The following is a 22,857-nucleotide window of genomic DNA, read 5'->3' on the forward strand; positions in this document are numbered from 1 at the left end:
CACCCCATGCGTATCGAACCTCGCCCGCTGCCGCCGACCCTGCCATTCCTGGGTAACCTGCCACCCTTGCTGACCCGCCTGTACGCCGCGCGCGGCGTGCAGAGCGAGGCCGAGCTGGACAAAAGCCTCGCGCGCCTGCTGCCGTACCAGCAGCTCAAGGGCATCGAGGCTGGCGTGGATCTGCTGGTCGAGGCTATCGACCAGCGCCAGCGCATCCTCATCGTCGGCGACTTCGATGCCGACGGCGCCACTGCCAGTACTGTCGGCGTGCTGGGCCTGCGCCTGCTGGGCGCGGCCCATGTCGACTACCTTGTGCCCAACCGCTTCGAATACGGTTACGGCCTGACCCCGGAAATCGTCGAGGTGGCGCTGCAACGCCAGCCGCAGCTGCTGATCACCGTGGACAATGGGATTTCCAGCGTCGACGGTGTGGCTGCCGCCAAGGCCGCCGGGCTCAAGGTGCTGGTCACCGACCACCACCTGCCGGGCGCGGAGTTACCCGACGCTGACGCCATCATCAACCCCAACCAGCCGGGCTGCAGTTTCCCGAGCAAGGCGCTGGCCGGGGTAGGGGTGATCTTCTACGTGCTGATGGCCCTGCGTGCGCGCCTGCGCAGCCTGGGGCGCTACGAAACGCAGCCGCAGCCGAACATCGGCGAATTGCTCGACCTGGTTGCCCTGGGCAGCGTCGCCGACGTGGTGCCATTGGATGCCAACAACCGCATCCTGGTGCACCAGGGCCTCGAGCGCATTCGCGCCGGCCGTGCCCGGCCGGGGCTCAAGGCCATTCTTGAAGTGGCCCGTCGCGATCACCGGCGCATCACCTCGACCGACCTCGGCTTCATCCTTGGCCCGCGGCTGAACGCTGCCGGGCGCCTGGACGACATGAGCCTGGGCATCGAATGCCTGCTGTGTGAAGACGCGGCCCTGGCCCAGGACATGGCCCAGCAGCTGGACGACCTGAACCAGGACCGCAAGTCCATCGAACAGGGCATGCAGCGCGAGGCCCTGGCCCAGCTCAAGGACCTGCCTGTCGAGTCGATGCCATATGGCCTGTGTCTGTTCGATGCCGACTGGCACCAGGGGGTAATCGGTATTCTGGCTTCGCGCCTGAAGGAGCGTTACCACCGGCCGACCATCGCTTTTGCCGACGCTGGCGAGGGCATGCTCAAAGGGTCGGCGCGTTCGGTGCCGGGGTTCCATATTCGCGATGCGCTGGATGCGGTGGCGGCGCGCCACCCGCACCTGATCAGCAAATTCGGCGGCCACGCGATGGCGGCGGGGTTGTCGTTGCCCGAGGCCAATTTCCCGGCATTTGCCGAGGCGTTCGATGAAGAAGTGCGACGCCAGCTGCGCGAAGAGGACCTGACCGGTCGGCTGTTGTCCGACGGCAGCCTGGCGGTGGAGGAGTTCCACCTCGACCTGGCCAAGGCCCTGCGCCATGCCGGGCCCTGGGGGCAGCACTTCCCCGAGCCGCTGTTCCATGGCGTGTTCCAGCTGGTGGAGCAACGCGTGGTGGGCGAGCGGCACCTGAAGGTGGTGCTCAAGAGCGAGTGCGGCTCGGTGCGGCTGGACGGCATTGCCTTTGGCATTGACCGCGAAGTGTGGCCGAACCCGACGGTGCGTTGGGTCGAGTTGGCGTACAAGCTGGATGTGAACGAGTTCCGTGGCAATGAAAGTGTGCAGTTGATGATTGCCCACATGGAGCCGCGTTGAGGGTAGATACCGCCGCTGCTGACGGCCTGGCGCAGGCCCGTTGTGGGAGCGGGTTCACCCGCGAACACCGGCGAAGCCGGTGCCATCCACTGCGTCGCCTGCTTCGCGGGTAAACCCGCTCCCACAGGGCCTGCGGCGGGCTTGAGACTTGCGCTGTACCTGTGGGAGCTGGCTTGCCGGCGATCACCGGCGAAGCCGGTGCCATCCACCGCGTCGCTGCTTCGCGGGCATGCCCGCTCCCACAGGGCCTGCACCGGGCTCAAGGCTTGCGCTGTACCTGTGGGAGCGGGTTCACCCGCGAACACCGGCGAAGCCGGTGCCATCCACCGCGTCGCCTGCTTCGGGGGTAAACCCGCTCCCACAGGGCCTGCGGCGGGCTTGAGACTTGTGCTGTACCTGTGGGAGCTGGCTTGCCGGCGATCACCGGCGAAGCCGGTGGCATCCACCGCGTCGCTGCTTCGCGGGCATGCCCGCTCCCACAGGGCCTGCACCGGGCTCAAGGCTTGCGCTGTACCTGTGGGAGCGGGTTCACCCGCGAACACCGGCGCAGCCGGTGCCATCCACCGAGTCGCCTGCTTCGCGGGTAAACCCGCTCCCACAGGGCCTGCGGCGGGCTTGAGACTTGCGCTGTACCTGTGGGAGCTGGCTTGCCGGCGATCACCGGCGAAGCCGGTGGCATCCACCGAGTCGCTGCTTCGCGGGCATGCCCGCTCCCACAGGGCCTGCGGCGGGCTTGAGACTTGCGCTGTACCTGTGGGAGCTGGCTTGCCGGCGATCACCGGCGAAGCCGGTGCCATCCACCGCGTCGCTGCTTCGCGGGCATGCCCGCTCCCACAGGGCCTGCACCGGGCTCAAGGCTTGCGCTGTACCTGTGGGAGCGGGTTCACCCGCGAGCACCGGCGAAGCCGGTGCCATGCACCAAGTCGCATTCTTCGCGGGTAAACCCGCTCCCACAAGGCTCTGCGGCGGGCTGGCTAATGTGCTCCATGTGCGATCGATGATCACATCAAACTCAGCGCGCCATACCTAACTCGGCATCATCCATCAGTGCCTTGGCCATCGCACTGAGATAGTGCGCAGCCCAGATCATCATGGGTTTCTCATCCATTAGCCCGACGATGGTCAACTCCCGCACATAGCCCATCAATTCCGAAGCCTGATTACGGGCGTCTCGGCACGGAATGCCCGCTTCGATGCGAAATAATGGGTGAGTCTGGTTTTCACCCTGAAAGAAAGTGGTCTTGCCGACGGTGAACTGGGTGTCTTCTGTGGTCATGTTTCTAGCAATTCCTTGAAGGTTAAAGGAGTTGCCACCGCCGTTTCCACACGAAGGGCGGCAACTGTATGCAGGGTGGAAAACCGGCCTTCAAGGAACCCGGTAGGCCAAACGGCCTCCCGCACACAGCTGCCATTACGACAGGAACTTGAAGGTTGACCGAGTTTCCACACCCGCATCGCTGGATTTCAGCGACCCAGAAAGCCTAAGTGGCAGTGTTTCCAGGAACAATCAGACGCCCGTCGACAGAACATGTAGGGTATTTCCTCAGGTCAGGTATCACCAGATCCAACTCGTAGGGGATATCTGAAATGCCTGTCAGAGTGCTTGCCTGTAGCGGAGCTCAGGGCTGCCAGGTACCTGCCTTGAGAGCGATCTCATAGGCGACATCACCCTCGATCCAAACCCCCGCACCCCACGCGAAATCCCATGGAACCTCCCCCCCAACCATTCTGGTCTAGTCTGAAGTTATGACCGGACCTGGGCCAGGGACGTGCAATTGAGTGTCCGGGCCGGATCACCATTGGAGTCCTTGGGAGGTGCCCTCATGAGCCTGCTGCTCGAGCCTTACACCCTGCGTCAGCTGACCCTGCCCAACCGCATCGCCGTTTCGCCGATGTGCCAGTATTCCGCCGTCGATGGCCTGGCCAACGATTGGCACCTTGTCCATTTAGGCAGCCGCGCCGTGGGCGGCGCTGGCCTGGTAATCACTGAAGCCGTGGCGGTGACCGCCGATGGCCGAATCACCGCTGAAGACCTTGGCCTGTGGGACGACGCTCAGATCGCCCCGCTGCAACGCATCACCCGTTTCATCACCGCCCAGGGGAGCGTGCCCGGCATCCAGCTGGCTCACGCCGGGCGCAAGGCCAGCACCTATCGCCCATGGCTGGGCAAGCAAGGCAGCGTCAAGCTCGAGGAGGGCGGCTGGCAGCCGGTGGGCCCGTCGAAAATCGCCTTCGACCCGCAACACACGACGCCGCACGAGTTGAACCACAATGAGATTCAGGCTGTGATCGCCGCCTTTGTCGCCTCTACCGAGCGCGCCCTGAAGGCCGGTTTCAAGGTGGTCGAAATCCATGCCGCCCACGGCTACCTGTTGCACCAGTTCCTGTCGCCGCTGAGCAACCAGCGTCGCGACGAATACGGCAGTTGCTTCGAAAACCGCATCCGCCTGACCCTGCAGGTGGTCGAGGCTGTGCGCGATGTCTGGCCTGAAGAGTTACCGCTGTTCGTGCGGGTGTCGGCGACCGACTGGGTCGAGGACGGCTGGAACCCGGATGAAACCGTCGAACTGGCCCGCCGCCTGCGTGGTTTGGGCGTCGACCTGATCGACGTGTCCTCCGGCGGCACCTCGGTCAACGCCGAAATCCCCACCGGCCCGGGCTACCAGACGCGCTTCGCCGAGCGTGTGCGCAAGGAATCGGAAATCGCCACCGGCACCGTGGGCATGATCACCGAACCGGCCCAGGCCGAGCACATTCTGCGCACTGGCCAGGCCGACATCATCTTCCTCGCCCGCGAACTGCTGCGCGACCCGTACTGGCCGCTGCACGCCGACGACGACCTGGGCGGCAACAAAGCTACCTGGCCTGCGCAGTACCAGCGCGCCACCAGCCGGGCCAACCCGATTCACGAGTCGGACCTGCGGGACTAGGTTCTACCTGCACAGGCCTCTTCGCGGGCTTGCCCGCTCCCACAGGTACATCACAAACCTCAAGGGCTGTGATGTACCTGTGGGAGCGGGCAAGCCCGCGAAGAGGCCAGTAGATTCAACCTTGGACTAGTGCTTGATCATCACATGCCGCACAAAGGTGTAGTCCTCCAGCCCATACATCGACATGTCCTTGCCATACCCCGAATGCTTCTGCCCGCCATGGGGCATTTCGCTGACCAGCATGAAGTGGGTGTTCACCCAGGTGCAGCCATACTGCAGGCGCGCCGCCAGGCGGTGGGCGCGGCCGGTGTCGCGGGTCCATACCGATGAAGCCAGGCCGTAGTTGGAGTCGTTGGCCCATTCCAGCGCCTGAGCTTCGTCGTTGAAGCGGGTCACCGACACTACCGGGCCGAACACTTCGTTACGCACGATTTCGTCATCCTGCAGCGCATCGGCCAGCACAGTCGGCTCGAAGAAGAAACCGTCGCCATCAATCGCCTTGCCGCCCGTAACGAGGCGAATGTGCGGCTGGGCAACCGCGCGTTGCACCAGGCCCGCGACCTTGTCGCGGTGCTGGGCACTGATCAGTGGCCCCAGTTCGGTGTCCTCGGCTTCCTGCAGGCCCGGTTTGAGGCTGGCCACCGCGGCCCCCAGGCGTTCGACGAAACGCTCGTAGATGCCATCCTGCACGTACAGCCGACAGGCGGCGGTGCAGTCCTGGCCGGCGTTGTAGAAGCCGAAGGTACGGATGCCGTCGATGGCGGCATCGATGTCGGCATCGTCGAACACCAGCACCGGGGCCTTGCCGCCCAGTTCCATGTGCATGCGTTTCACGCTGTCGGCGGTGGCGCTGATGATGTGCGCACCGGTGGGGATCGAGCCGGTCAGCGACACCATGCGCACCTTGGGGTGGTTGACCAGCGGGTTGCCGACCGTCTGGCCACGGCCGAAGATTATGTTCAGCACCCCCGGTGGCAGCAGGTCCCGGGTCAGTTCGCCAAGGCGCAGGGCGGTCAGCGGGGTCAGCTCGGAGGGCTTGATCACCACCGTGTTGCCGGCAGCCAGGGCCGGGGCGATCTTCCACGCCAGCATCATCAACGGGTAGTTCCACGGCGCGATCGAGGCCACCACGCCCAGCGGGTCGCGGCGGATCATCGAAGTATGCCCCGGCAGGTACTCGCCGGCTGCCGAGCCGCCCAGGCAGCGCGCCGCACCGGCGAAGTAGCGGAACACGTCGGCAATTGCCGGGATCTCGTCATTCAGCGCGGCGCTCAGCGGCTTGCCGCAGTTCTGCGATTCCAGTCGAGCCAGTTCATCGCCATGGGCTTCGATAGCGTCGGCCAGTGCCAGCAAGGCTTGCGAGCGCTCCTTTGGGCTGGTTTGCGACCAGCTGTCGAAGGCCTGGTCGGCGGCGCGCACGGCGCTGTCCACCTGGGCCTCGCTGGCTTCGTTGATCTGCGCCAGGGCACTGCCCAGCGCCGGGTTGAGCACGGTCCAGGCCGGGCCTTCGCCAGCGACCAGTTGGCCATTGATCAGCATCTGCGTTTGCATCGGGGACTCCTCCAGGGTCATTTGCCGCTGCCCGCGACGCTTTCACCGCCACGGGTCAGGTAATAGGCGCCAAGGATCGGCAGCATGGTCACCAGCATCACCAGCATGGCGACCACGTTGGTCACCGGCACGTCGCGCGGGCGGCTGAGCTGGTTGAGCAGCCAGATCGGCAGGGTGCGTTCGTGGCCGGCAGTGAAGGTGGTGACGATGATTTCGTCGAACGACAGGGCAAAGGCCAGCATGCCACCGGCCAGCAGCGCCGAACCGAGGTTGGGCAGGATGATGTAGCGGAAGGTTTGCCAACCGTCGGCACCGAGGTCCATCGAAGCTTCGATCAGGCTCTGCGAAGTGCGCCGCAGGCGGGCGATCACGTTGTTGTAGACGATAACCACACAGAACGTGGCGTGGCCGACCACGATGGTGAACACGCCGGGCTCGATCCCCAGGCTCTTGAACGCCGAGAGCAGGGCGATGCCGGTAATGATGCCAGGCAGGGCAATAGGCAGTATCAGCATCAGCGAAATGCTCTCCTTGCCGAAAAAGCTGCGCCTGTACAGCGCCGCCGAGGCCAGCGTGCCGAGCACCAGGGCGATCAGCGTGGCCAGGCAGGCCACCTGCAGCGACAGCTTTATCGCTTCCAGCACATCGGGCCGGGCAAAGGCCACGGCGAACCACTTCAGGGTAAAGCCCTTGGGCGGGAAGCTGAACGCCGCGTCTTCGGTGTTGAAGGCATACAGGAAGATGATCAGGATCGGGAAGTGCAGGAACAGTAACCCGCCCCAAGCCGCCATGCGCAGCCCGGTCGAGGCTTTTTCAGAGTGCATCGAAGGCCCCCAGTCGCTTGACGATGGACAGGTACACCGCGATCAGCACGATCGGCACCAGGGTGAACGCGGCGGCCATCGGCATGTTGCCGATCGCCCCTTGCTGGGCATAGACCATGCTGCCGATGAAATAGCCGGGCGGGCCGATCAGCTGCGGCACGATGAAGTCGCCCAGGGTCAGCGAGAAGGTGAAGATCGAACCGGCGGCAATGCCCGGAATCGACAGCGGCAGGATCACCTGCACGAAGGTTTGTCCGGGCCGGGCGCCGAGGTCTGCAGAGGCTTGCAGCAGCGACGGCGGCAAGCGTTCCAGCGAGGCCTGGATCGGCAGGATCATGAACGGCAGCCAGATGTACACGAACACCATGAAGCGCCCCAGGTGCGAAGTCGACAGCGTGCTGCCGCCCACGCCCGGCACCGTCAGCACCATTTGCAGCAGGGCATCCAGGTGCAGCTGCTGGACGAACCACTGGGCCACGCCGCCCTTTGCCAGCAGCAGGGTCCAGGCGTAGGTCTTGACGATGTAGCTGGCCCACATCGGCATCATCACTGCGATGTAGAAAAATGCCTTGGTCTTGCCGCTGGTGTAGCGCGCCATGTAGTAGGCGATGGGGAAGGCCAGCACCGCGCTGGCCAGCGACACCGCCAGCGCCATGCCCAGGGTGCGCAGGATGATGTCGAAGTTCGACGGGTTGAACAGCGCGGCGAAATTGCCCAGGGTCAGGTCCGGGGTCACCGCCATGGTGAAGTCGTCGAAGGTATAGAAGCCTTGCCACAGCAGGTTCAGCAGCGAGCCCAGGTAGATCGCGCCGAACCAGGTCAGCGGTGGGATCAGCAGCAGGGCCAGGTACAGGTTGGGGCGCCGGTACAGCAGGTTGGACAGGCCGCGCAGCGTGCTCATGTCAGCGGCCCTCCGTTTCCTGCAGCACCGTCATGGCTTCGCGGGGCCAGTGCGCCTGTACTCGTTGCCCGGGTTGCCAGGCCTGTGCCTGCGCCTGCCAGCGGTCGTTGGCCTGGCTCACCGCCAGCAACTGGCCGCTGTCCAGTTGCAGCTCGTAGCGGGTGGCACTGCCCTGGTACTGGATATCGCGCAGCTGGCCGCTGACCTGGACGTGCTGGCCGGCTGTGGCCGGGTCGCCGAGGCGGATGTATTCGGGGCGGATGGAGAAGGGCGCCGGGCTGCCATTGAGCGCCATGGCCAGTTCGCCACGCAGCACATTGGAGGTGCCGACGAATTCCGCCACGAAGGTGGTGGCCGGCTGCATGTACAGGTTGCGCGGGGTGTCGACCTGCTCGATACGGCCGCGGTTGAATACTGCGACGCGATCGGACATCGACAGCGCCTCGGTCTGGTCGTGGGTGACGAAGATGAAGGTGATGCCCAGCTGGCGCTGCAGCTTTTTCAGCTCGCCCTGCATCTGTTCGCGCAACTTCAGGTCCAGCGCGCCAAGCGGCTCGTCCAGCAGCAGTACCCGTGGCCGATTGACCAGCGCGCGGGCCAGGGCCACGCGCTGGCGTTGGCCGCCGGACAACTGCGCCGGCTTGCGCGCGCCGTAGCCGGCCAGGGCCACCATCGCCAGGGCTTCTTCGGCACGGCTGTGGCGTTCGGCCTTGGCCACGCCTTTTACCTTCAGGCCGTAGGCGATGTTGTCCAGTACGTTCATGTGCGGGAACAGGGCGTAGTCCTGGAATACGGTGTTGACGTCGCGCTGGTAGGGCGGTACGCCCGTAGCCTCGACACCGTGGATGCGGATCGAACCGCTGGTGGGTTGCTCGAAGCCGGCGATCAGGCGCAGGCAGGTGGTCTTGCCCGAGCCAGAGGGGCCGAGCATGGAGAAGAATTCGCCATCGATGATGTCGATGCTGACCTGGTCGACGGCCTTGACCTCGCCGAAGGTGCGGGAAACCTGGGTGAACTGGACGGCTAGGGGCATGCGTGTGCTCCGGACAACTGGCTTACTCCTGTGCCTGCCTCTTCGCGGGTGAACCCGCTCCTACAGGTTCATCACCGCCTGTAAGGGTGGTGCTCTACCTGTGGGAGCGGGTTCACCCGCGAAGAGGCAGGCACAGGCATTCAGGCAACCTCAGCGCCCGCCCATGATCGCAATGTAATCCTGGGTCCAGCGGCTATAAGGCACGAACTTGCCGCCCTGGGCCTGCGGGGTTTTCCAGAAGGCGATCTTGTCGAAGTTGTCGAAACCGTTGGTCTTGCAGCCCTCGGCCCCCAACAGCTCGTTGCCGGTGCAGGCCGCCGGCACCGCCGGCAACGAACCGAACCAGGCCGCCACGTCACCCTGTACCTTCGGTTGCAGCGACCAGTCCATCCATTTGTAGGCACAGTTGAGGTGCTTGGCCTCGCTGTGCAGCATGGTGGTGTCGGCCCAGCCGGTCGCGCCTTCTTTGGGAATGGTCGAGGCCACGGGCTGCTTTTCGGCTTTGAGGCCATTGACCATGTAGCCCCAGGAGCTGGAGGCAACCACGCCTTCGTTCTTCACGTCGCTCATCTGCACCGTGGCATCATGCCAATAGCGGTGGATCAGCGGTTGTTGCTGGCGCAGCAGTTCCAGCACGGCCTTGTATTGTGTTTCGCTCAGCTCGTACGGGTCCTGGATGCCCAGTTCCGGTTTGGCCGTCTTCAGGTACAACGCCGCATCGGCGATGTAGATCGGCCCATCGTAGGCCTGCACGCGGCCCTTGTTCGGCTTGCCGTCGGGCAGGTTCTGCGGCTCGAACAGCACACCCCAGGTGGTGGGCGCCTGCTTGAACACGTCGGTGTTGTACAGCAGCACGTTCGGGCCCCATTGGTACGGGGTGCCGTAGACCCGCTTGTCGACCACGTACCAGCCACCGTTCTGCAGCCGTGGGTCGATGTTCTTCCAGTTGGGGATCAAGTCGGTGTTGATCGGCTGTACCCGCTTGCCCGCGATCAGCCGCAGCGAGGCATCGCCCGAGGCGGTGACCAGGTCGTAGCCGCCCTTGGTCATCAGGCTGACCATCTCGTCGGAGGTGGCGGCGGTCTTGACGCTGACCTTGCAGCCGGTTTCCTTCTCGAAGCCGGTCACCCAGTCGTAGGCCTTGTCGCTTTCACCGCGCTCGATGTAGCCGGGCCAGGCGACGATGTCCAGGCGGCCCTCGCCGGGCCCCAGGGCCTTGGGCGGTTCGGCAGCCTGCAGGCTGGCGCTGGCCAGCACGGCGCAGGCGGTTGCGCCGAGCAATGCGGTCTTGTGCACTGACATGGTGTTCCCTCTTCTTGGAGATTTTGGTCGGGGCAGTCATCAAGCAAGCCGTGAAGCGATCGTCATGAACGTGGTGCGGTTAGCGCGGTATTGGCGATATCGAGTCTAGTTGGCTTTTTGCCAGCCAATGCAACATCCGGAAGCAAATCCCCCCATGGCGATCTGGCGGGCAGGGCTTAACCTGACGGCTCCCTTGGCCAACGTGGAGACCGTTTGATGAATACCCGGGGATTGCTCGACCAGTTGCTCAAGTCCGGCCAGGACTTGCTCGCCAGCCAGGCCGGCAAGGGCAGCGCTGGCAAGCCAGGCGCCAGTGCCGGCGGCCTTGGCAGCCTGCTTTCCGGTGCCGGTGGCGGCGCCCTGGCGGCGGGCGCCATGGGTTTGCTGCTGGGCAACAAGAAGGCCCGCAAATATGGCGGCAAGGCCCTCACCTATGGCGGCCTGGCCGCGCTCGGCGTGCTGGCCTACAAGGCCTACGGCAACTGGCAGGCGCGCCAGCAGGTGGCCGCCACCGAGCCACAGACCGTCGACCGCCTGCCGCCGGCCCAGGCCGAACTGCACAGCCAGGCGGTGCTGCGGGCGCTGGTGGCGGCGGCCAAGTCAGATGGCCATATCGATGAACGCGAGCGTGCGCTGATCGAGGGTGAATTCACCCGCCTGGACAACGACCGCGAGTTGCAGCACTGGCTGCATGCCGAACTGAACAAGCCGCTGGACCCGGCCGAAGTGGCCCGTGCCGCGCAAACGCCGGAAATGGCCGCCGAGATGTACCTGGCCAGCGTGATGATGGTCGACCAGGAAAACTTCATGGAGCGCGCCTACCTGGAAGAACTGGCCCGCCAGCTGCGCCTGGACCCGGCCCTGCGCCAGGAGCTGGAAAGCCAGGCAAGGCAGGCGGTAGTGCAGTAGCAGCGCTTGTCACGACATTTTCAGCGTCTGTGAGATCGAGCGCCGCCCGCGCGGCGCTCGATCTCACAGGCGCTGAAAATATCGCGACAAGCACCCGGTACCTTTTACTCCATTCCCACATTTCAGCCGCATGAGCACTGGGCGCCTGGGCTATACTTCGGCGATTTTTCCCGCTCGTTGTGAATTCCTGAGGGCTGAATGTGAAGAACTGGACCTTGCGCCAACGGATCCTGGCAAGTTTCGCCGTGATCATCGCCATCATGCTGCTGATGATCGTGGCCGCCTACTCGCGGTTGGTGACCATCGCATCCGCCGAACAGGCAGTGGGGACCGACAGCATTCCCGGCCTCTACTACAGCTCGATGATCCGCAGTGCCTGGGTCGACGGTTACGTGGCTAGCCAGCAGTTGGTAGGCCTGTCCAACCAGCGTGAATTCACCTCGGCCGATGCGGAACTGTTCAAGAGCTTCCAGGACCGCCTGAAAGAGCACATGGCCAGCTACCAGAGCACCATTCAGGATGATGACGACCAGGCGCGGTTCGACGCCTTCATCCAGATGGAGGTTGCCTACCTCAAGATCATCGAGCAGGTGCTGGAAGCCTACCGAAAGCACGACTATGCCGAAGCCCAGCGGTTGATCACCGATGTGCTGACCCCGGCCTGGGTAGAAGGCCGCAAGCTTCTGAACGAAGTGATCGAGCACAACCGTGCCGCTGCTGACGCCGACACCAACGAGATTGTCGGTGCCGTGAGTACCGCCAAGGGCAGCATGATGGTTTCGCTGCTGCTGGCGATCATCGCCGCCGGTATCTGCGGCCTGTTGCTGATGCGCGCCATCACCGCGCCCATGCAACGCATTGTCCATGCCCTCGACAAACTGCGCTCCGGCGACCTGAGCATGCGCCTGAGCCTGGACCGCAAGGACGAGTTCGGCGCCATTGAAAGCGGCTTCAACGAAATGGCCGAGGCCCTGGCCAACCTGGTGGCCCAGGCCCAGCGTTCGTCGGTGCAGGTGACCACCTCGGTGACCGAAATCGCCGCAACCTCCAAGCAACAGCAGGCCACCGCCACCGAAACGGCTGCCACCACCACCGAAATCGGCGCCACCTCGCGGGAAATCGCCGCCACCTCGCGTGACCTGGTGCGTACCATGACCGAAGTCACCTCGGCCGCCGACCAGGCCTCCAGCCTGGCCGGCTCCGGCCAACAGGGCCTGGCACGCATGGAAGAAACCATGCACCAGGTGATGGGCGCCGCCGACCTGGTCAACGCCAAGCTGGGCATCCTCAACGAAAAGGCCAGCAACATCACCCAGATGGTGGTGACCATCGTCAAGGTTGCCGACCAGACCAACCTGCTGTCACTCAATGCTGCCATCGAAGCGGAAAAGGCCGGCGAGTACGGCCGCGGCTTTGCCGTGGTGGCCACCGAAGTGCGCCGCCTGGCCGACCAGACCGCCGTTGCCACCTACGACATCGAGCAGATGGTGCGCGAGATCCAGTCGGCGGTGTCGGCCGGGGTCATGGGCATGGACAAGTTTTCCGAAGAAGTGCGCCGCGGCATGTTCGAGGTGCAGCAGGTGGGCGAACAGCTCAGCCAGATCATCCACCAGGTGCAGGCCCTGGCGCCGCGCGTGCTGATGGTCAACGAAGGCATGCAGGCCCAGGCCACCGGTGCCGAGCAGATCAACCAGGCGCTGGCCCAGCTCAGCGATGCCAGCACCCAGACCGTCGAGTCGCTGCGCCAGGCCAGTTTCGCCATCGATGAGCTGAGCCAGGTGGCCGCAGGCCTGCGTGGCGGCGTATCGCGCTTCAAAGTCTGACCGCGATGAACGACTTGCAATCGCGCGCCGCGCGGACGGGCAACGCGAAGGGGGCGTTGTACCTGCAGTTTCGCATTCGGGAGCAACGCTTTGCCCTGAGCGTGCACGAGGTGATCGAGGTGCTGCCGCGCCAGCCGTTGAAACCGATCGCCAAGGCACCTGCCTGGGTCGCAGGTATCCTTGCGCACCGAGGCCTGTTGGTACCAGTGGTCGACCTGGCGGCATTGAGCTTCGGCCAACCGGCAGCGCAGCGCACCAGTACCCGCCTGGTTCTGGTGCACTACCGAGTCGGCCTGCAGCTTGGCCTGATACTGGAGCAGGCCACCGAAACCCTGCGTTGCCACCCCGACGAGTTCCAGCCGTATGGCGTGGACAGCGGCGAGGCCCCGTATCTGGGCCCGGTGCGTCAGGATGAGCAGGGCTTGTTGCAGCGCATCGAAGTCAACGACCTGCTCCCCGATGCCGTGCACGAGTTGCTGTATGCGGGTGATCCGACAGGGATGCCGACATGAACGAACAGCATTTTTTCCGCTATTTGCGCGAGCGCATTGGCCTGGACGTGGAGTCGGTGGGCGCGCCCATGGTCGAGCGTGCGCTGCGCCAGCGTTGCGTGGCCGTGGACGCCGCGGACCTGGATGATTACTGGCTGCATCTGCAGCAGTCGACGGATGAGCAACAGGCGCTGATCGAAGCGGTCATCGTCCCGGAAACCTGGTTCTTCCGTTACCCCGAATCCTTCACCGCCTTGGCCAGCCTGGCGCACAAGCGCCTGGCCGAGCTGGCCGGGGCGCGTCCGCTGCGCTTGCTCAGCCTGCCTTGCTCGACCGGCGAGGAGCCCTATTCGCTGGCCATGGCCTTGCTCGATGCCGGTATCGCGCCGGGGGCGTTCATGATCGACGGCATGGACATCAGCCCCAGTTCCGTGGCCAAGGCCGGGCAGGCCGTGTACGGGCGCAATGCCTTCCGTGGCAGTAACCTGGGCTTTCGCGAGCGTTACTTCGATGCGCTCGACGAAGGCCACCTCCTGCATGAGCGGGTGCGTGACCAAGTCAGCCTACAGGTGGGCAACGTACTCGACCCGGCCCTGGCCAGCCGCGATGGCCTGTACGACTTCGTGTTCTGCCGCAACCTGCTGATCTATTTCGACGTGCCGACCCAGCAACGGGTGTTTGAGGTGCTCAAGCGCTTGCTGCATCCACAGGGCGTGCTGTTCATCGGCCCCGCCGAAGGCAGCTTGCTGGCGCGGTTGGGCATGCGCCCGCTGGGGATTGCCCAGTCGTTCGCCTACGTGCGCCAGGAGGGCGGTAGCGCTGCGCTGGCTACGCCCCCGGTCCAGCCCTTGCGTCGCACGTCGCCAGCACCTGCCAAGCCAGGCTCTCCGTCACCGAGCGCAGCGTTGCCGCGCCCATTGCGGGTGCTCCCCTTTGCCGCCAAGCCAGCACCAGCGCGCGAGCACAAACGCGAGGATGCAACTGAGTTGCTGGCCAGCATTGCCCGGCTTGCCAACGCCGGTGCCAGCGAGCAGGCCCGTGCCGAATGCCAGCGCTACCTGGGCCAGTTCGCGCCTTCGGCGCAGGTTTACTACTGGCTGGGGCTGCTCAGCGACACCGAAGGCGATGCGCAGCAGGCTCTGACCCACTATCGCAAAGCCCTGTACCTGGAACCGCAGCACTCCGAGGCGCTGGTACACCTGGCTGCCTTGCTGGCAGCCCAGGGTGACCTGGCCGGTGCCCGGCGCCTCCAGGAGCGCGCCGCGCGGGTTGGCCGGGAGTCTGAACGATGAAGGAATCCGCGATGCAATTGCTCGCCGAGGCTGACACGCACGTCGATGACTGCTGGAACCGCATCGGCGTGCACGGCGACAAGCAGTGCCCATTGCTGGAGCGTCATGTTCACTGTCGCAACTGCGAGGTATATGCCGCAGCGGCCACACGCCTGCTCGACCGCTACGCACTTATGCAGGACCACCAGGCCGCCGTGGCTGCGCCGGTGGAGGAAAACACTGGCCGCTCCATGCTGCTGTTCCGCCTTGGCGAAGAATGGTTGGCGCTGCCCACCGCCTGCCTGGCCGAAATTGCCCCGCTGCAGGCGGTGCATTCGCTGCCGCACCAGCGCTCGCGGGTGCTGCAGGGGGTAGCCAACGTACGTGGTGCGCTGGTGCCGTGCCTGTCACTGGCTGACTTGCTGGGTGTGCAGGCCAGCGCTGCCGAGCAACGTGGCGGCCGGGCGATGCCACGCATGCTGATCCTGGCCGCGGAGGGCGGGCCGGTGGTGATGGCGGTCGAGGAAATCGACGGCATTCACCGGCTCGACCCGCTTCTGCTGAACAGCGGGCAGGACGCCTCCCACTTCACCGCAGCGGTCCTGCAATGGCGTGGCCGCAGCGTGCGGGTGCTGGACGATCAACATTTACTGTCTGCCGTGCAGCGGAGCCTGTCATGACCCCAGAGCAAATGCGCGACGCATCGTTGCTCGAACTGTTCAGCCTGGAGGCCGAGGCGCAGACCCAGGTGCTCAGTGCCGGCCTGATGGCGCTGGAGCGTAATCCCACGCAGGCTGACCAGCTTGAGGCTTGCATGCGCGCGGCCCACTCGCTGAAGGGCGCGGCGCGGATCGTCGGAGTGGACGCTGGCGTCAGCGTCGCCCATGTCATGGAGGACTGCCTGGTGGCCGCCCAGGAGGGTCGCCTGCGGCTGAGCGCCGAGCATATCGATGCCCTGTTGCAGGGCACCGACCTGTTGATGCGCATCGCCACGCCTGGCGATGCCGGGGCACAGGCGACCCTGCCGGTGTTCCTTGCGCAAATGGCCAACCTGCTCGACCCGGGGGCGGCAGCCTTGCCCCCCGCGCCGCCAGCCGTGCCAGCGCTGCCGGAAACGCCGGCGCAAACCGTGCAAGCCGAACCTTTGCCGCTGCCCGTCGAACCCTTGGAGCCTGAGCCCGAGCCCGAGCTGGCCCCGCGTCGCAAGGCCGGCAAGCGCACCGGCGAAGGTACGGAGCGGGTGCTGCGGGTCACCGCCGATCGCCTCAACAGCCTGCTCGACCTGTCCAGCAAGTCGCTGGTGGAAACCCAGCGGCTCAAGCCTTACCTGGCCACCCTGCAGCGCCTCAAGCGCATGCACGGCCAGGGCATGCAAGCGCTTGATGGCCTGCGCATGCAACTGGAGGACAGTGGCCAGAGCAGCGAGGTGCTCGAAGCCCTGGCACAGACCCAGCGCCTGCTGGCAGAAACCCAGCAGATCCTGCAGCAGCAGGCTGCCGACCTGGACGAGTTCGGCTGGCAGGCCAGCCAGCGCGCACAACTGCTCTACGACACCGCGCTGGCCTGCCGGATGCGGCCGTTTGCCGATGTGCTGACCGGCCAGAGCCGCATGGTGCGCGACCTTGGCCGTTCGCTGGGCAAACCGGTGCGGCTGCTGGTGGAAGGGGAAAAGACCCAGGTCGACCGTGATGTGCTGGAAAAGCTCGAGGCACCGTTGACCCACCTGTTGCGCAACGCGGTCGACCACGGCATCGAGCTGCCCGAGCGGCGCCTGCTGGCGGGCAAGGCGGAGGAGGGCGTGATCCGCCTGCGGGCCTCGCACCAGGCCGGTATGCTCAGCCTTGAACTGATCGACGACGGTGCCGGCATCGACCTCGAACGCCTGCGCAGCAGCATTGTCGAGCGCGCCCTGTCGCCCGCTGACACGGTGGCGCGCATGAGCGAGGAAGAGTTGCTGACATTCCTGTTCCTGCCCGGTTTCAGCCTGCGCGACAAAGTCACCGAGGTGTCCGGGCGCGGTGTCGGCCTGGATGCGGTGCAGCACATGATCCGGGAGCTGCGCGGTTCGATAGAGCTGACCCAGCTGGCCGGGCAGGGCTGCCGTTTCCATTTGCAGGTGCCACTGACCTTGTCGGTTGTGCGCAGCCTGGTGGTCGAGGTGGGTGGCGAGGCCTATGCCTTCCCGCTCGCTCATATCGAACGCACGCTCGAAGTAAGTGCCGAAGAGATCGTGCAGATCGACGGGCGCCAGCATTTCTGGCACGAAGGCCGACACATAGGCCTGGTCGCGGCCAGCCAACTGCTCAATCGCCCGGCCGGGCAAACGCAGCAGAGCAACCTGCGCGTGGTGGTGATCCGCGAGCGCGAGCAGCTGTACGGGGTGGCCGTGGAGCGACTGGTGGGCGAGCGGGTGCTGGTGGTGATGCCGCTCGACCCACGGCTGGGCAAGGTGCAGGACATCTCTTCCGGCGCCCTGCTCGACGATGGCTCGGTGGTGCTGATCGTCGATGTGGAGGACCTGCTGCGTTCGGTGGAGAAGCTGCTCAGCACCGGCAGCCTGGAACGCATCGACCGCGGCAGCAGCGGCACCCGTGGCGTGGCGCGCCAGCGCATCCTGGTGGTCGATGATTCGCTGACCGTGCGTGAACTGCAGCGCAAGCTGCTCGGCAACCGTGGCTACGACGTGGCCGTTGCGGTGGATGGCATGGACGGCTGGAACGCCTTGCGTGGCGAGGACTTCGACCTGCTGATCACCGACATCGACATGCCACGCATGGACGGCATCGAGCTGGTCACCCTGGTACGCCGCGACCAGCGCCTGCAATCGCTGCCGGTGATGGTGGTGTCCTACAAGGACCGTGAGGAAGACCGACGGCGGGGCCTGGATGCCGGCGCCGACTACTATTTGGCAAAGGCCAGTTTCCATGACGATGCGTTGCTGGATGCTGTGGTTGAGCTGATCGGAGGTGCTCAGGGATGAAGATCGCCATCGTCAACGACATGCCCATGGCCGTCGAGGCGCTGCGCCGGGCGGTTGCCCTCGAACCGGCGCACCAGGTGGTGTGGGTGGCCAGTAATGGCGCCGAGGCGGTGCAGCGCTGCACCGAGCAGCAGCCAGACCTGATCCTCATGGACCTGATCATGCCGGTCATGGATGGCGTCGAGGCCACCAGGCGGATCATGGCCGAAACCCCTTGCGCCATCGTCATCGTCACGGTCGATCGCAAGCAGAACGTGCATCGGGTATTCGAGGCCATGGGCCACGGCGCCCTCGACGTGGTCGACACGCCGGCGCTGGGGGCGGGCGATCCGCGTGAAGCGGCAGCGCCACTGCTGCGCAAGATCCTCAACATAAGCTGGTTGATTGGTCAGCAGCGCGCACCGGCCGCACGCCCGGTCGCCGCACCCGTGCGGGCGGCGTCACAGCACCGCGGGCTGGTTGCGATCGGTTCGTCCGCTGGCGGCCCGGCAGCCCTCGAAGTACTGCTCAAGGGCCTGCCGGCGGCGTTTCCGGCGGCCATCGTGCTGGTCCAGCATGTGGACCAGGTATTTGCCGCGGGCATGGCAGAATGGCTCAGCAGCGCCGCCGGCTTGCCGGTGCGCCTGGCCCGTGAGGGCGAGCCACCACAGCCGGGGCAGGTATTGCTGGCCGGCACCAATCACCACATCCGCCTGCTACAGAACGGCCAACTGGCCTACACTGCCGAACCTGTCAATGAAATTTACCGGCCCTCGATCGATGTGTTCTTCGAGAGTGTGGCGCGCTATTGGACCGGCGATGCGGTGGGTGTGTTGCTTACCGGCATGGGCCGCGATGGTGCCCAGGGCCTGAAGCTGATGCGCCAGCAGGGTTTCCTGACCATTGCCCAGGACCAGGCCAGCAGTGCGGTGTACGGGATGCCCAAGGCCGCTGCGGCCATCGATGCCGCAGTGGAGATCCGCCCGCTGGAACGCATAGCCGGGCGCTTGATGGAATTTTTCGCAAAATGACGAAGTGTATTGAATCACGCCGCCAGGCCGGCAGTGATCGGGTGAACAGGTATGAATGATTTACCGATCGAAGGTTTCACGACCCCCAACGAGAACTCGGCGATGGTGCTGCTGGTCGACGACCAGGCCATGATCGGCGAGGCGGTGCGGCGTGGCCTGGCCAACGAAGAGAACATCGACTTCCACTTCTGCGCCGATCCGCACCAGGCAGTGGCCCAGGCCGTGCGAATCAAGCCTACGGTGATCCTCCAGGACCTGATCATGCCTGGCCTGGACGGGCTGACCCTGGTGCGTGAATACCGCAACAACCCGGCTACCCAGGATATCCCGATCATCGTCCTGTCGACCAAGGAGGACCCGCTGGTCAAGAGCGCAGCCTTTGCTGCCGGGGCCAACGATTACCTGGTCAAGCTGCCGGATACCATCGAGCTGGTGGCGCGCATCCGCTATCACTCGCGTTCCTACCTTACCCTGTTGCAGCGCGACGAGGCCTACCGTGCTTTGCGCGTCAGCCAGCAGCAACTGCTCGATACCAACCTGATGCTGCAGCGGCTGATGAATTCCGATGGCCTGACCGGGTTGTCCAACCGCCGCCACTTCGACGAGTACCTGGAACTGGAATGGCGCCGGGCCATGCGTGAGCAGCAGCAGTTGTCGCTGCTGATGATCGACGTGGATTACTTCAAGGCCTACAACGACAGCTTTGGCCACCTGGCCGGTGACGAGGCCTTGCGCCAGGTGGCCGAGGCGATCCGCGGCTCGTGCTCGCGGCCGACCGACCTGCCGGCGCGCTATGGCGGCGAGGAATTCGTCCTGGTATTGCCCAACACCTCGCCGGGTGGGGCACGCCTGGTGGCCGAGAAGCTGCGTCAGACCGTGCTCGGCCTGGGCATCCCGCACACCGCGCCGGTGCCCGACTCGTATCTGACCGTGAGCATTGGCCTGGCCACCCAGACTCCGTCCATCGGCAGCCATAGCCGGCAACTGATCTCGGCTGCGGACAAAGGCCTGTACCAGGCCAAGAATGGCGGGCGCAACCAGGTTGGCATCGCCTGACAGGGCCTCATCGCCGGCAAGCCAGCTCCCTCAGGTACAGCGCATGCCTGAGCACTGCGCTGTACCTGTGGGAGCTGGCTTGCCGGCGATGAGGCCGGGGCAGGCGTTCACCTCTTTCTGCCGACACCACTTCTACCGCCCGGCGGGTCTGCCGCCCTGCGGCGGACTCGGTTATACTCGCAGGCTTTTCACCGAATTCGTGCGAGTAGCCAGCCCATGGAAATCCAACCGATCCTGAACACCATCAAGGACCTCACCGAGCGCTCCCAGTCCATTCGGGGGTATCTTTGACTACGATCACAAGCATGACCGCCTGATCGAAGTCAACCGCGAGCTGGAAGACCCCAACGTCTGGAACAAGCCCGAGTACGCCCAGGCCCTGGGCCGCGAGCGTGCCATGCTGGCACAGGTTGTCGAGACCCTGGACAAGCTGTCCGGCGGCCTGGCGGACTGCCAGGACCTGCTCGACATGGCCGTCGAGGAAAATGACGAAGGCGCCGTCGGCGACGTCGTGACCGAGCTGGAAGGCCTGGAAGAAAAACTGGCCCAACTCGAGTTCCGTCGCATGTTCAGCGGCGAAATGGACATGAACAACGCCTACCTGGATATCCAGGCCGGCTCCGGTGGTACCGAGGCGCAGGACTGGGCCAACATCCTGCTGCGCATGTACCTGCGCTGGGCCGACAAGCGTGGTTTCGATGCCACCATCATCGAGCTTTCCGAAGGTGAAGTCGCCGGCATCAAGGGCGCCACCGTGCATATCAAGGGCGAGTACGCCTTCGGCTGGCTGCGCACCGAGATCGGCGTGCACCGCCTGGTGCGCAAGAGCCCGTTCGACTCCGGTGCCCGTCGCCACACCTCGTTCTCGGCGGTGTTCGTGTCGCCCGAGATCGACGACAAGGTCGAGATCGAGATCAACCCGGCCGACCTGCGTATCGACACCTATCGTTCCTCCGGTGCCGGTGGTCAGCACGTGAACACCACCGACTCGGCGGTGCGTATTACCCACGTACCGACCAACACCGTGGTGGCCTGCCAGAACGAACGCTCCCAGCACGCCAACAAGGACACCGCCATGAAAATGCTGCGGGCCAAGTTGTACGAACTGGAAATGCAGAAGCGCAACGCCGCCTCGCAGGCGCTGGAAGATAGCAAGTCGGACATCGGCTGGGGCCACCAGATCCGCTCCTACGTGCTGGATGACTCGCGTATCAAGGACCTGCGTACTGGTGTAGAGCGCAGCGACTGCCAGAAGGTATTGGACGGCGACCTCGACCAGTACCTGGAAGCGAGCCTCAAGCAAGGGCTGTAAATCGCACACAACCGCCGCGGTACCTGGCATGGGCCGGTACCGCGTGCCCTGCCCGAAAGGGGCACCGAACACCTGATGGAAAGAATGACGAAATGAGCGACCTCAAGACCGAAGCGCAAGACCTGCAACAGGAAGAAAACGCCCTGATCGCCCTGCGCAAGGAAAAGCTTGCCGCCGAGCGCGCCAAGGGCAATGCCTTCCCCAATGACTTCCGTCGCGACAGCTACTGCAACGACCTGCAGAAGCAGTATGCGGACAAGACCAAGGAAGAACTGGAAGCTGCAGCGATTCCGGTCAAGGTTGCCGGCCGCATCATGCTCAACCGCGGCTCGTTCATGGTCATTCAGGACATGACCGGCCGTATCCAGGTCTACGTCAACCGCAAGACCCTGCCGGAAGAAACCCTGGCCGCGGTCAAGACCTGGGACCTGGGCGACATCATCAGCGCCGAAGGTACCCTGGCCCGTTCCGGCAAGGGTGACCTGTACGTCGAAATGACCAACGTGCGCCTGCTGACCAAGTCGCTGCGCCCGCTGCCCGACAAGCACCACGGCCTGACCGACACCGAGCAGCGCTACCGCCAGCGTTACGTCGACCTGATGGTCAATGAAGAAACCCGCCACACCTTCCGTGTGCGTTCGCAGGTGATCTCGCACATCCGCAAGTTCCTCATCGAGCGCGACTTCCTCGAAGTCGAGACGCCGATGCTGCAAACCATCCCGGGCGGTGCCGCAGCCAAGCCGTTCGAAACCCACCACAACGCCCTGGACATGGCCATGTTCCTGCGCATCGCGCCGGAGCTGTACCTCAAGCGCCTGGTGGTTGGTGGCTTCGAGAAGGTGTTCGAGATCAACCGCAACTTCCGTAACGAAGGCGTTTCGACTCGTCACAACCCTGAATTCACCATGCTCGAGTTCTACCAGGCCTACGCCGACTACCGCGACAACATGGACCTCACCGAGGAACTGTTCCGCGAGCTGGCGCAGCTGGTACTGGGCACTACCGACGTGCCGTACGGCGACAAGGTGTTCCACTTCGGCGAGCCGTTCGCCCGCCTGTCGGTATTCGACTCGATCCTCAAGTACAACCCGGAGCTGACCGCTGCCGACCTGCAGGACGTCGACCGCGCCCGCGACATCGCCAAAAAGGCCGGTGCCAAGGTGCTGGGCCACGAGGGCCTGGGCAAGCTGCAGGTGATGATTTTCGAAGAGCTGGTCGAGCACAAACTGGAGCAGCCGCACTTCATCACCGAGTACCCGTTCGAAGTATCGCCGCTGGCCCGTCGCAACGACGACAACCCGGCTGTTACCGACCGTTTCGAACTGTTCATCGGTGGCCGCGAGATCGCCAACGCCTACTCCGAGCTCAACGATGCCGAAGACCAGGCCGAGCGCTTCCTGGCCCAGGTGGCCGAGAAGGATGCCGGTGACGACGAAGCCATGCACTACGACGCCGACTTCGTTCGCGCACTGGAGTACGGCATGCCGCCGACTGCAGGTGAAGGTATCGGTATCGACCGCCTGGTGATGCTGCTGACCAACTCGCCGTCGATCCGCGACGTGATCCTGTTCCCGCACATGCGTCCGCAGGCCTGAGTGAATTGAACGAGCCGCCTTTCGAGGCGGCTTTTTCTTGCCTGAAGCTTTATGTTGTCAGTACCGGCCTCTTCGCGGCTAAAGCCGCTCCCACAGGGATCCCACTACCCTCAGGCTGGTGCGGTCCCTGTGGGAGCGGCTTTAGCCGCGAAG

The 22,857-nt window shown here is 64.7% G+C and carries 18 protein-coding genes; 12 read left to right on the plus strand and 6 right to left on the minus strand.

The genetic code is table 11. The features are described 5' to 3' along the window. The first annotated feature begins 6 nt into the window (after window positions 1-6). Window positions 7-1,716 carry a single-stranded-DNA-specific exonuclease RecJ gene (gene recJ / locus E5221_RS05975; RefSeq protein WP_013971199.1) on the plus strand — a complete coding sequence of 570 codons (1,710 nt, stop codon included), beginning with the start codon at window positions 7-9 and terminating at the stop codon, window positions 1,714-1,716. A gap of 1,012 nt (window positions 1,717-2,728) precedes the next feature. Here recJ and E5221_RS05980 read toward each other — a convergent pair. Further along, window positions 2,729-2,992 carry a DUF3077 domain-containing protein gene (locus E5221_RS05980; protein ID WP_247846999.1) on the minus strand — a complete coding sequence of 88 codons (264 nt, stop codon included), beginning with the start codon at window positions 2,990-2,992 and terminating at the stop codon, window positions 2,729-2,731. A 547-nt stretch (window positions 2,993-3,539) separates the two neighbouring features. On the opposite strand from E5221_RS05980, the gene E5221_RS05985 reads away from it, so the two are divergent. Then, the gene (locus E5221_RS05985) at window positions 3,540-4,646 is read left to right on the plus strand and encodes an NADH:flavin oxidoreductase/NADH oxidase (RefSeq protein ID WP_247847000.1); all 1,107 of its coding nucleotides are present in this window, start codon (window positions 3,540-3,542) and stop codon (window positions 4,644-4,646) included. Between the two features lie 126 nt (window positions 4,647-4,772). Here the strand turns inward: E5221_RS05985 and E5221_RS05990 are convergent, their stop codons facing one another. From E5221_RS05990 to ydcS, 5 genes are all read right to left on the minus strand, one after another. Continuing rightward, window positions 4,773-6,197 carry a gamma-aminobutyraldehyde dehydrogenase gene (locus E5221_RS05990; protein ID WP_247847001.1) on the minus strand — a complete coding sequence of 475 codons (1,425 nt, stop codon included), beginning with the start codon at window positions 6,195-6,197 and terminating at the stop codon, window positions 4,773-4,775. Window positions 6,198-6,214: 17 nt separating this feature from the next. Then, a complete protein-coding gene (locus E5221_RS05995; protein ID WP_061551006.1) occupies window positions 6,215-7,021 on the minus strand; it encodes an ABC transporter permease in 807 nt (268 codons plus the stop codon). Further along, window positions 7,011-7,922, minus strand: a complete 912-nt coding sequence (locus tag E5221_RS06000; protein ID WP_182329122.1) for an ABC transporter permease — start codon at window positions 7,920-7,922, stop codon at window positions 7,011-7,013. Before E5221_RS06000 ends, E5221_RS05995 begins: the two co-directional genes overlap by 11 nt. A 1-nt stretch (window position 7,923) precedes the next feature. After that, entirely contained in the window at window positions 7,924-8,955 is a 1,032-nt protein-coding gene (locus tag E5221_RS06005; protein WP_182329123.1) for an ABC transporter ATP-binding protein, read from the minus strand. A 150-nt stretch (window positions 8,956-9,105) separates the two neighbouring features. Next, entirely contained in the window at window positions 9,106-10,257 is a 1,152-nt protein-coding gene (gene ydcS, locus E5221_RS06010; protein WP_061551003.1) for a putative ABC transporter substrate-binding protein YdcS, read from the minus strand. A gap of 216 nt (window positions 10,258-10,473) precedes the next feature. Between ydcS and E5221_RS06015 the strand changes: the two genes are divergently transcribed. The 10 genes from E5221_RS06015 (at window position 10,474) to lysS (ending at window position 22,704) form a co-directional block, all read left to right on the plus strand. Continuing rightward, window positions 10,474-11,166, plus strand: coding sequence for a tellurite resistance TerB family protein (locus tag E5221_RS06015; protein ID WP_247847003.1), 693 nt, complete (start codon window positions 10,474-10,476; stop codon window positions 11,164-11,166). Between the two features lie 200 nt (window positions 11,167-11,366). Then, entirely contained in the window at window positions 11,367-12,989 is a 1,623-nt protein-coding gene (locus E5221_RS06020; RefSeq protein ID WP_061551001.1) for a methyl-accepting chemotaxis protein, read from the plus strand. A gap of 5 nt (window positions 12,990-12,994) precedes the next feature. Beyond that, complete coding sequence (locus E5221_RS06025; protein WP_015269156.1) at window positions 12,995-13,501, plus strand: chemotaxis protein CheW; 507 nt, start codon at window positions 12,995-12,997, stop codon at window positions 13,499-13,501. Then, on the plus strand, window positions 13,498-14,772 hold the full coding sequence (locus tag E5221_RS06030; RefSeq protein WP_182329126.1) for a CheR family methyltransferase: 1,275 nt from the start codon (window positions 13,498-13,500) through the stop codon (window positions 14,770-14,772). Before E5221_RS06025 ends, E5221_RS06030 begins: the two co-directional genes overlap by 4 nt. Next, complete coding sequence (locus E5221_RS06035; protein ID WP_013971213.1) at window positions 14,769-15,431, plus strand: chemotaxis protein CheW; 663 nt, start codon at window positions 14,769-14,771, stop codon at window positions 15,429-15,431. Before E5221_RS06030 ends, E5221_RS06035 begins: the two co-directional genes overlap by 4 nt. Next, entirely contained in the window at window positions 15,428-17,731 is a 2,304-nt protein-coding gene (locus E5221_RS06040; protein ID WP_182329127.1) for a hybrid sensor histidine kinase/response regulator, read from the plus strand. The genes E5221_RS06035 and E5221_RS06040 overlap by 4 nt, the downstream gene beginning before the upstream one ends. Next, a complete protein-coding gene (gene wspF, locus E5221_RS06045; protein WP_013971215.1) occupies window positions 17,728-18,741 on the plus strand; it encodes a Wsp signal transduction system protein-glutamate methylesterase WspF in 1,014 nt (337 codons plus the stop codon). The genes E5221_RS06040 and wspF overlap by 4 nt, the downstream gene beginning before the upstream one ends. 51 nt (window positions 18,742-18,792) lie before the next feature. Further along, window positions 18,793-19,797 carry a Wsp signal transduction system regulator diguanylate cyclase WspR gene (gene wspR, locus E5221_RS06050; RefSeq protein ID WP_003258607.1) on the plus strand — a complete coding sequence of 335 codons (1,005 nt, stop codon included), beginning with the start codon at window positions 18,793-18,795 and terminating at the stop codon, window positions 19,795-19,797. 216 nt (window positions 19,798-20,013) lie between these two features. Then, window positions 20,014-21,109, plus strand: a protein-coding gene (gene prfB, locus E5221_RS06055) for a peptide chain release factor 2 (RefSeq protein ID WP_108480361.1) whose coding sequence is annotated in 2 segments (ribosomal slippage) — window positions 20,014-20,085 and window positions 20,087-21,109 — 1,095 coding nt in all. Because the reading frame shifts where the segments join, the coding sequence is not laid out codon by codon here. 92 nt (window positions 21,110-21,201) lie between these two features. Continuing rightward, a complete protein-coding gene (lysS, locus tag E5221_RS06060; protein ID WP_013971217.1) occupies window positions 21,202-22,704 on the plus strand; it encodes a lysine--tRNA ligase in 1,503 nt (500 codons plus the stop codon). Window positions 22,705-22,857: the final 153 nt, after the last annotated feature.

The organism is Pseudomonas sp. A2 (assembly GCF_023100865.1).
In the GTDB taxonomy this organism is placed as follows: domain Bacteria; phylum Pseudomonadota; class Gammaproteobacteria; order Pseudomonadales; family Pseudomonadaceae; genus Aquipseudomonas; species Aquipseudomonas asiatica.